Origin of the sequence: Mycobacterium sp. (assembly GCF_049585075.1) — a bacterium.
Taxonomy (GTDB): Bacteria; Actinomycetota; Actinomycetes; order Mycobacteriales; family Mycobacteriaceae; genus Mycobacterium.
In genome coordinates this window covers 1-7,638 of record NZ_JBAUZA010000260.1, presented here as the reverse complement: position 1 = coordinate 7,638, position 7,638 = coordinate 1, and the positions used below count along the sequence as shown (strand labels likewise).

Here is a 7,638-nt window from a genome sequence, read left to right as displayed (position 1 = left end):
AGGTGCTCGAGCCGGTAACTGGGCCGATCCAGCCACTCCTGACTGCCGATGACGGATAGCAGCCGTTCCATCCGCTTGTGCAAACGGCCTTGCGGAGGCGCCTCAACCACGGCATCAAGTCCTTTCTCACCTGCCGACCTCTTATCGACCGTACCGGGACGCCCCTGTGTTCTGGTGTCTCAAACGCCATTGGCAGTGAACTCACAGAAACCATCTGCGCGGCGAATTTTTCTGTCGCACAGTGACTTTCATCACTTCGCATGCCCCCATCAAGCACGAACGAAATCCGCTTACGTACACGTCATGCAGCATTCTCTATCAAGCAGAGGTATCCTCTGCAATACAGACAACGGTGAGTGAGCTTGGAGGTCGTCATGGCCGATCACCTCAGCGCGCTCGACCACGTGCGGCGCGGGATGATCCCGGCGCACATCTACAACGACAAAGAGCTGTTCGAGCTGGAAAAAGAGCGGCTATTCAGCCGGGCGTGGCTGTTCGTCGCACACGAATCCGAGATCCCGCAAGACGGCGACTACGTGGTGCGCCGCGTGCTCGATGACTCCTTCATCATCACCCGCGACGCCAGCGGCGATGTGCGGGCCTTGTTTAATATGTGCTTACACCGCGGCATGCAGGTTTGCCGCGCAGAGATGGGCAACGCGTCCAACTTCCGGTGTCCCTACCACGGCTGGACCTACCGCAACGACGGTCGGCTCACCGGTCTGCCATTTCACCGGGAGGCCTATGGCGGGGACGACGGGTTCCCAAAGAGTCGCCAAACCCTGCTTCCCGCACCGAATCTCGCGAACTACAACGGGCTGCTCTTCATCAACATGAATCCGTCCGCGCAACCGCTGGAGGACTTCCTCGGCGACTTCCGGTTCTATCTCGACTTTTACACCAAACAGAGCCGCGGCGGACTAGAGGTCCGCGGCCCTCAGCGCTGGCGAATCAAGGCCAACTGGAAGATCGGCGCCGAGAACTTCGCCGGCGACATGTACCACACCCCGCAAACCCATGCGTCGATCGTCGAGATCGGGCTTTTCCGCGAACCGAAGGCGCAGAAGCGAAAGGACGGGGCCACCTACTGGGCGCAGTGTGGCGGCGGAACCACCTACAAGCTTCCACCGGGCAACTTCGAACAACGCATGCGCTACGTCGGCTACCCCGACGAGATGATCGAGCGGATCAAACACGTCTGGACACCGGAGCAGCAGCAACTGGTCGGCGAGGACGGGTTCATGATCTCGGCGGCGTCGTGCTTTCCGAACCTCAGTTTCGTGCACAACTGGCCCAAGGTGCTCGACGGTCCGGACGATCAGGATGTCTTGCCGTTCATTTCGATCCGGCTGTGGCAGCCGATCAGCGAGAACGAGACCGAGGTGTGCTCGTGGTTCGCAGTGGACTCCGCGGCGCCACCGGAGTACAAAAAGAACTCCTACAAGGCCTATCTGATGTGCTTTGGATCGACGGGCATGTTCGAACAGGACGATGTGGAGAACTGGGTGTCGTTGACCAACACCGCCGGCGGCTCGATGGCGCGACGGCTGCTGCTGAATAGCCGGATGGGTTTGCTTTCCGACGATCGACCGGTCGTCGAGCCGCTGCCTCCCGGATCATTTCACGGGCCCGGCCACGCCCAGGTCGGCTACAACGAAAACAATCAGCGCGCGCTACTGCGGTTGTGGGCCGACCATTTGGAGATGCCGCCGGTATCCGCCGCCATCACCGCCGTCGGGACAGCGGCGACGATATGACCATCACCGAAGAGGCAAAGGCCACGGGAAAGCCGCTGCCGTTCAACGATATTCGCCACCTGCAGGCGCATCAGTTCTTGGTCGACGAAGCCTACCTACTCGACGCGCAGCAATACGAGGCCTGGTTGGACACCCTGACCGACGATATCCGTTACCTGATGCCGTTGCGGGTCACCACGGCTTTGGGCGCCGGGTTCGACACCTCGCCGGGGATGGCGCACTTCGACGAGGACAAGTACTCGCTGAGCCGGCGGGTTGCCCGGTTCGCCACCGAGCATGCCTGGACCGAGGATCCGCCTTCGCGGATGCGCCACTACATCACCAACGTGCGCACGTTCGCCTGCGAGGATGACGCACACCTCGTCGTCGAATCCGCGGAACTGTTGTTCCGCAGCCGTGGCGACGTCAACGAAGCCGCACTGGTGTCGTGTGGCCGCCAGGACGTGTTGCGGCGGTGCGGTGATCAGCTCAAGCTCGCTCGCCGCACCATCCTCGTCGACGAGGCAGTGTTAAGGATGCAGAACCTGGCGGTGTTCTTATGAACGATGGCCTGACGGAGTTGCTCAGCGGCGCGGTAGGCGAACCGCTCACGGTGGCAAACGAATTCACCGAAGTCGTGGTGCAGCGCGTCGATACCCGAAACGGGTCGCGGCTGCTGGTCTGCGCGCCCAAATCCGGTCGCTGGGTCAGCCTGGACGCGTTGGAGGTCGAGGCGCTGACACGACAGAACGCCCGCACGCTGGCCGCGATGGTCGGCAACGCCAACGCACTGCTGCCCGACCCACCCGACGATGGCGGCGAGCCGTGACCAAGTGGCTGGACGGCAAGCGCGCGCTTGTCGTCGGCGGCGGATCGGGTATCGGCAGGGCCGTGGTTGACGCCTTCCGTGATGAAGGTGCGAAAGTTGCTGTGCTCGAGCTGGATCCAGACAAGTGCGACACGCTGCGCCAGGAGCATAAGAAGGTGCCAGTAATCGAAGGCGATGCGACCACCCAAGCAGCTAACGACCTGGCCGTCGCCACCGCGGTGGATGCCTTCGACGGCCTCGACACGCTGGTGAACTGTGTCGGAATCTTCGACTTCTACAAGGGAATCGGTGACATCGACGCCGACGACCTTCCGGCCGCGTTCGACGAGATGTTTCGGACCAACGTGCTCAGCCATCTGTTGTCAGTCAAAGCGGCCGTTGCGGCGCTGCAGTCCGAGACCGGATCCTCGATTGTGCTGGCTGAGTCTGCATCGTCGTTTTACCCCGGACGTGGCGGGGTGCTTTACGTGTCATCGAAGTTCGCAGTTCGCGGGCTGGTCAGCACGCTGGCCCACGAGCTGGCGCCGCAGATCCGGGTCAACGGTGTGGCGCCAGGGGGCACGTTGAACACCGATCTGCGCGGTCTAAGCGCGCTGGGACAGCACAGTGACCGCCTCGATGACACCCCCAACCGCGCCAGCGATCTGGAGGCGCGAACGCCGCTGAACGTCGCACTCACCGCCGAAGATCACGCCTGGAGTTTCGTGTTCCTGGCCTCCGATCGCTCGCGTGGCATCACCGGCGAAACCATCCATCCCGACGGCGGATTCGGGCTCGGAGCGCAATCGTGAGCCTCGATCAGCAACGCGCGTTAGTCGCGCAGGCCTGCCGGGTCGCCGCGGCGCGTGGGTTGGTCGACGGCATCCTGGGACACTTGAGTCTGCGGGTGGACGACGAGCGGCTGCTGATCCGATGCCGCAGCGACACCGACAACGGGGTGGCGTTCACTCGGCCAACCGATATCCGGCTCATCGAGTTCGACGGCAGCGCAGGCGCTCCCGGAGAATTGGACGGATATCGGGTACCCAACGAACTTCCGATCCACATCGAAACGATGTTGGCCGACCCGCGGCATCGGGCGGTGGCGCATTTGCATCCGGCCGCCGTCGTCGCCGCCGATCTCGCCGGCATCACAATCCGCCCGATCTACGGCGCCTACGACATTCCCGGGGCATGGCTCGCGCGCGGCGGCGTCCCGGTTTACGGACGCGCCGTGCTGATCCGAAACACCCGGCTGGGCAAGGAAATGGTGGCCGCAATGGGCAGCGCACCGGTGGTGATCTGCCGTGGCCACGGCATCACCAGCGCAGCCGGCACCGTCCAGCAGGCCGTGCTGCAAGCGATCAGCCTCGATGCGCTGGCCCAAATGTCACTGCAGGTTCGCGCAGCCGGCGGCACGCTGCGCGATATCGACGACGCGGACTGGCAGGAACTGCCTGATCTAGGGCCCGGTTTCACCGCCGACGCGGTGTGGCTCAGTGAAGTCGCGGCGTTGCCTGATCAGCCGAGCTGATCGCCAATCTCCTTGGCCGCCTCGGTAAGTGCGGCCGCAACCGCGGCGTACTGCGATCGGCTGAGCCGATGCTGTGGGGCCGCGGCGTTGAGCGCCAATCGCAGCCCTGGCGCCTGCGTCGGGATCGGCACCGCGACCGACGCGACGCCCTCCTCGCTCTCCTCGCGGTTGACCGCGTAGCCCTGTTCACGTATCCGGGACAGCTCGGCTTCCAATTTGGCGCGGCTGCCGATCGACCGGTCGGTGATGGTCTCCAAGTTCTCGTCGGGCAGCAGTTGATGCAATTCCGCTTGCGGTAATTGGGCCAGCATGGCCTTGCCCGTCGACGTGCAATGCGCCGGCATCGTGCGGCCCAGCCGGGACGCCACCCGCACCGCGGTGGGGCCCTCCACCGCGGCGACGAAACGGACTGCGGCGCCGTCGAGCATCCCGACATGCACCGTCTCGCGCAGGCGTTCGCTCAACTCCCGCATGATCGGCGTGACGGTTCCGGCGATGTCGATGCGGCCGAAGATCGCAAACGCCACGCCGGTCAACGCCGGGCCCGGCAGATAGGCCTTGGACGTCGGGTCCTGGCGGACGAAACCCCGGTAAGCCAGCATCGCCAGTAGCCGGTGCGCGGTCGACGAGGCCACACCCAGATACCGGGTAGCCTCGCTCAACCGGATCTCGGGCCGCTCCCCCAACAACAGCAGCAGCTTCAACGCTTTATCGACCGACTCGATCGGGTACTGCGGCGCAACTGAATCGGTGGCCGACGCGCCGGCGCCCCGCTGCGCCTTTTTCTGCATGACAGAAAACTTACCTGCGATACGGTACCGGCAGGAGGTCTACCAACTCATGATCCGGCAGCGCACCGGCCGGGCGGCGGCGCTGCTCGGCATCGCAGCGATACTGGCCGCCTGCACCAACTCAGTGACCGGAGCGCCGGTCGCCGCGGGTGGCCATACCCCGCAACCGTCCAGCTCGGCGACAAAGCCTGCCCGCCCGAAGGTCTCGGCACGGGACCTGTTGCTGCGCGAGGCTGAGCCGACGCCGTACGGTCCGGCGGCGCCGGGTGCAGTGGGCGACACGTTTTTCACCAGCGTGCGTCCGCCGGAGTGTGCGGCGGCGGTGTTGTTCAAGGACTCTCCGCTGCGACCGCCCGGATCATCCGACCACGCCGAGTCGGCCTACATATTCAGCCGCACGGAGATCTACGCTGAGTCGGCCGACGTATACGACAAGGACCTGAATTCTCACGACGTGGTCTGGAATGGCTTTGCCGCAGTTGCGAAATGCAACGCCGACGCGGTCGGTTTGGCGCCCGCAGGCCAGGCGCCCGCGATGAAACTCCGCGAGTTCGCGGTACCGGCAGACGGCGTGCTCGCCTGGGTCATGGCCGGCGACCAGGAGACCTGCGCCTACGGGCTCGTCGTTATTCCGGACGCGGCGCTGGTGCTGGTGGCCTGCGATACCGAAGGCGGCAGAGTCAACATGATGGAGTGGGCGCCGAAACGGCGCGAGCAGATCATGTCCCGAACCGCCTGACGTCGGTTACCGCAGCACCCTGCGGACCGGTGGGGCATCCTTAACCCATGACGGTGGATGTCCTGCTGCAGTCGATCCCCCCGCTTACCGTGTACGTGGTGGTCGGCCTGGTGGTCGGAATCGAGAGCCTGGGCATCCCGTTGCCGGGGGAGATCGTTCTCGTCAGCGCCGCACTGTTGTCGTCGCGGCATGAGCTGGCGGTCAACCCGGCCGGCGTCGGTACTGCCGCGGTGCTCGGTGCGGTGATCGGCGACTCGACCGGCTATGCCATCGGCCGCCGGCTCGGCCTGCCGCTGTTCGACCGATTAGGCCGGCGCTTCCCTAACCACTTCGGCCCCGGACATGTGAGATTTGCCGAGCAGCTGTTTGACCGCTGGGGAGCACGGGCGGTGTTTTTAGGCCGCTTCATCGCATTGCTGCGGATCCTCGCCGGGCCCCTGGCCGGGGCGCTGAAGATGCGCTACGCAAAGTTTTTGGTCGCCAACGTTTCGGGCGCAATCTGTTGGGCGGGCGGCACCACCGCGTTGGTGTACTACGCGGGCATGGCCGCCGAACGATGGCTGACCCGCTTCTCCTGGATCGCGTTGGTCGTCGCTGTCGTGTGCGGGGTGATCGCCGCAGTCGTGCTGCGCGACCGGGCGTCCCGAGCGATCGCCGAACTCGGGGCGGAGCACTCTAGCGAATCAGGCCAACCGAGCGCCTGAATATCGTCGTTATTTCCACGCTTGTCGGCGTCATCGGCGCACGCCGTGGCGATATTCATGCCCGATATTCGATGCCAGTCAATTGGGCTGCGGAGATCTTCGCGCCGACGTTTTTGCCAGTTTGCCAGCCCTGGTGGAGCGGCGCACGGGCCGCCCAGTGCGTGATCGTTGTCGGGCAGTGACCGCTGCACCGCGGTATCGCTGGAATACACTGATGTAGCACATGTTTCGTGATAACAACACCTGGCTGCGTTGCTGAGGAGGCGGTGCCGACGACACCCAGGCGAGTCGTGCATCCGGCGCGCCTAGAGTTCGCTGTGCAGTCCGCGCACCAGGCCCGGCCCGGACGGCCCTCACCGTATTCTTAGGCACCGTTCGATGGACAAACCTCGCCAGATTCTGTTATAAATTTGATATCTGCTAAATACGACGTCGGTCTTCAGGTGTGTAGGGCAGGCATCCATATCGCGGCGCAATGCGTCTGCCGATCAGGAGTTCACCATGAGCACTTTTGCTATTGCCGACCCATCTTTCACTCACCTGATGTTGAGTAGCCGTCTTATCTCAGAGCTGGCGCAGGCCAGGAGCACGCTACGGATGACCACCGAGCGCATCGGCATGGCGGTGATCGTCAGTGCCGGGGGCGAACTCGACGCCTCTAACGAGGGCACCTGGCGCCGCCTGCTAAGCGAGGCGGCGGCTGCAGCGGGCCCGCCGGGACCGCTGGTGGTGGACACCAGCGGCCTGGACTTCATGGGCTGTTGCGCCTACGCCGCGCTCGCCGAGGAGGCCGAGCACTGCCGCGAGCGCGGCGTCCACTTGCGACTGGTAAGCAACCAGCCGGTTGTCTCCCGGATGGTCGCCGCATGCGGACTCAGCGAGCTGCTGCCGGTGGATGAGAGCATTGAGGCTGCACTGTCGGTGTTCGACCCCGCCGACTGGTAAGCCTGCTACTCCGCTTAAATACGTTGGGCCAGAACAGCTTTCCCGAGTCCCACCAGCTGATTTAGCGCGTCGGGCCGACGGCAGTAGCACACTCACCGACCAGAAAACCTCTACGGCACAGTGGGATTCGCCTTTGTCCACAGTTGGACTTTTATCCACAGCTAGGCGTTCTGGCTGCGTCACGCGTCGGCAGCTGTGGATATCATTCGAACATGCATTCGAGTTGTCGCGAAGACATGGTGAAGCGCTATGACGCGCTGCACGATGCGATCTCTGACGTGCTCGACGCATCTTCGGACGAGCTGACGACACCGGAATGCCTGGCCATGCTGGCGCGCCTAGAAGCCGAAACCCGGCGACTGCCCGCGGCCGGGCACGCGT

At 64.2% G+C, this 7,638-nt stretch carries 9 protein-coding genes; 8 read left to right on the top strand and 1 reads right to left on the bottom strand.

The annotated features are described in order from the left end of the window. Positions 1–374: 374 nt before the first annotated feature. The 5 genes from WB785_RS12295 to WB785_RS12275 are packed head-to-tail and all read left to right on the top strand — an operon-like array spanning position 375 to position 4,078. Positions 375–1,757 (top strand): aromatic ring-hydroxylating dioxygenase subunit alpha, encoded by a 1,383-nt coding sequence (locus tag WB785_RS12295; RefSeq protein ID WP_424079488.1) that lies wholly within the window; start codon positions 375–377, stop codon positions 1,755–1,757. Next, positions 1,754–2,299, top strand: a complete 546-nt coding sequence (locus WB785_RS12290) for a 3-phenylpropionate/cinnamic acid dioxygenase subunit beta (protein ID WP_424079486.1) — start codon at positions 1,754–1,756, stop codon at positions 2,297–2,299. Before WB785_RS12295 ends, WB785_RS12290 begins: the two co-directional genes overlap by 4 nt. Further along, a complete protein-coding gene (locus tag WB785_RS12285) occupies positions 2,296–2,565 on the top strand; it encodes a dihydrodiol dehydrogenase (protein WP_424079484.1) in 270 nt (89 codons plus the stop codon). Before WB785_RS12290 ends, WB785_RS12285 begins: the two co-directional genes overlap by 4 nt. Beyond that, entirely contained in the window at positions 2,562–3,356 is a 795-nt protein-coding gene (gene hcaB, locus WB785_RS12280; RefSeq protein ID WP_424079482.1) for a 3-(cis-5,6-dihydroxycyclohexa-1,3-dien-1-yl)propanoate dehydrogenase, read from the top strand. The genes WB785_RS12285 and hcaB overlap by 4 nt, the downstream gene beginning before the upstream one ends. Beyond that, entirely contained in the window at positions 3,350–4,078 is a 729-nt protein-coding gene (locus WB785_RS12275) for a class II aldolase/adducin family protein (protein ID WP_424079492.1), read from the top strand. Before hcaB ends, WB785_RS12275 begins: the two co-directional genes overlap by 7 nt. Here the strand turns inward: WB785_RS12275 and WB785_RS12270 are convergent. After that, positions 4,066–4,869, bottom strand: coding sequence for an IclR family transcriptional regulator (locus WB785_RS12270; RefSeq protein WP_424079481.1), 804 nt, complete (start codon positions 4,867–4,869; stop codon positions 4,066–4,068). The genes WB785_RS12275 and WB785_RS12270 overlap by 13 nt on opposite strands. A gap of 49 nt (positions 4,870–4,918) precedes the next feature. Here WB785_RS12270 and WB785_RS12265 point away from each other — a divergent pair, with 49 nt between their 5' ends. The 3 genes from WB785_RS12265 to WB785_RS12255 all read left to right on the top strand — a co-directional run bounded on the left by WB785_RS12265 (position 4,919) and on the right by WB785_RS12255 (position 7,257). Further along, complete coding sequence (locus tag WB785_RS12265; RefSeq protein WP_424079490.1) at positions 4,919–5,608, top strand: hypothetical protein; 690 nt, start codon at positions 4,919–4,921, stop codon at positions 5,606–5,608. 47 nt (positions 5,609–5,655) lie between these two features. Continuing rightward, positions 5,656–6,312 carry a DedA family protein gene (locus WB785_RS12260; RefSeq protein ID WP_424079480.1) on the top strand — a complete coding sequence of 219 codons (657 nt, stop codon included), beginning with the start codon at positions 5,656–5,658 and terminating at the stop codon, positions 6,310–6,312. 501 nt (positions 6,313–6,813) lie between these two features. After that, complete coding sequence (locus tag WB785_RS12255) at positions 6,814–7,257, top strand: anti-sigma factor antagonist (RefSeq protein WP_424079479.1); 444 nt, start codon at positions 6,814–6,816, stop codon at positions 7,255–7,257. Positions 7,258–7,638: the final 381 nt, after the last annotated feature.

Excerpts from the sequence above, each read along its gene's own strand:
- WB785_RS12295 (WP_424079488.1), top strand. The coding sequence starts at position 375 with ATGGCCGATCACCTCAGCGCGCTCGACCACGTGCGGCGCGGGATGATC.
- WB785_RS12290 (WP_424079486.1), top strand. The coding sequence starts at position 1,754 with ATGACCATCACCGAAGAGGCAAAGGCCACGGGAAAGCCGCTGCCGTTC.
- WB785_RS12285 (WP_424079484.1), top strand. The coding sequence starts at position 2,296 with ATGAACGATGGCCTGACGGAGTTGCTCAGCGGCGCGGTAGGCGAACCG.
- WB785_RS12270 (WP_424079481.1), bottom strand. The coding sequence starts at position 4,869 with ATGCAGAAAAAGGCGCAGCGGGGCGCCGGCGCGTCGGCCACCGATTCA.
- WB785_RS12265 (WP_424079490.1), top strand. The coding sequence starts at position 4,919 with ATGATCCGGCAGCGCACCGGCCGGGCGGCGGCGCTGCTCGGCATCGCA.
- WB785_RS12260 (WP_424079480.1), top strand. The coding sequence starts at position 5,656 with ATGACGGTGGATGTCCTGCTGCAGTCGATCCCCCCGCTTACCGTGTAC.
- WB785_RS12255 (WP_424079479.1), top strand. The coding sequence starts at position 6,814 with ATGAGCACTTTTGCTATTGCCGACCCATCTTTCACTCACCTGATGTTG.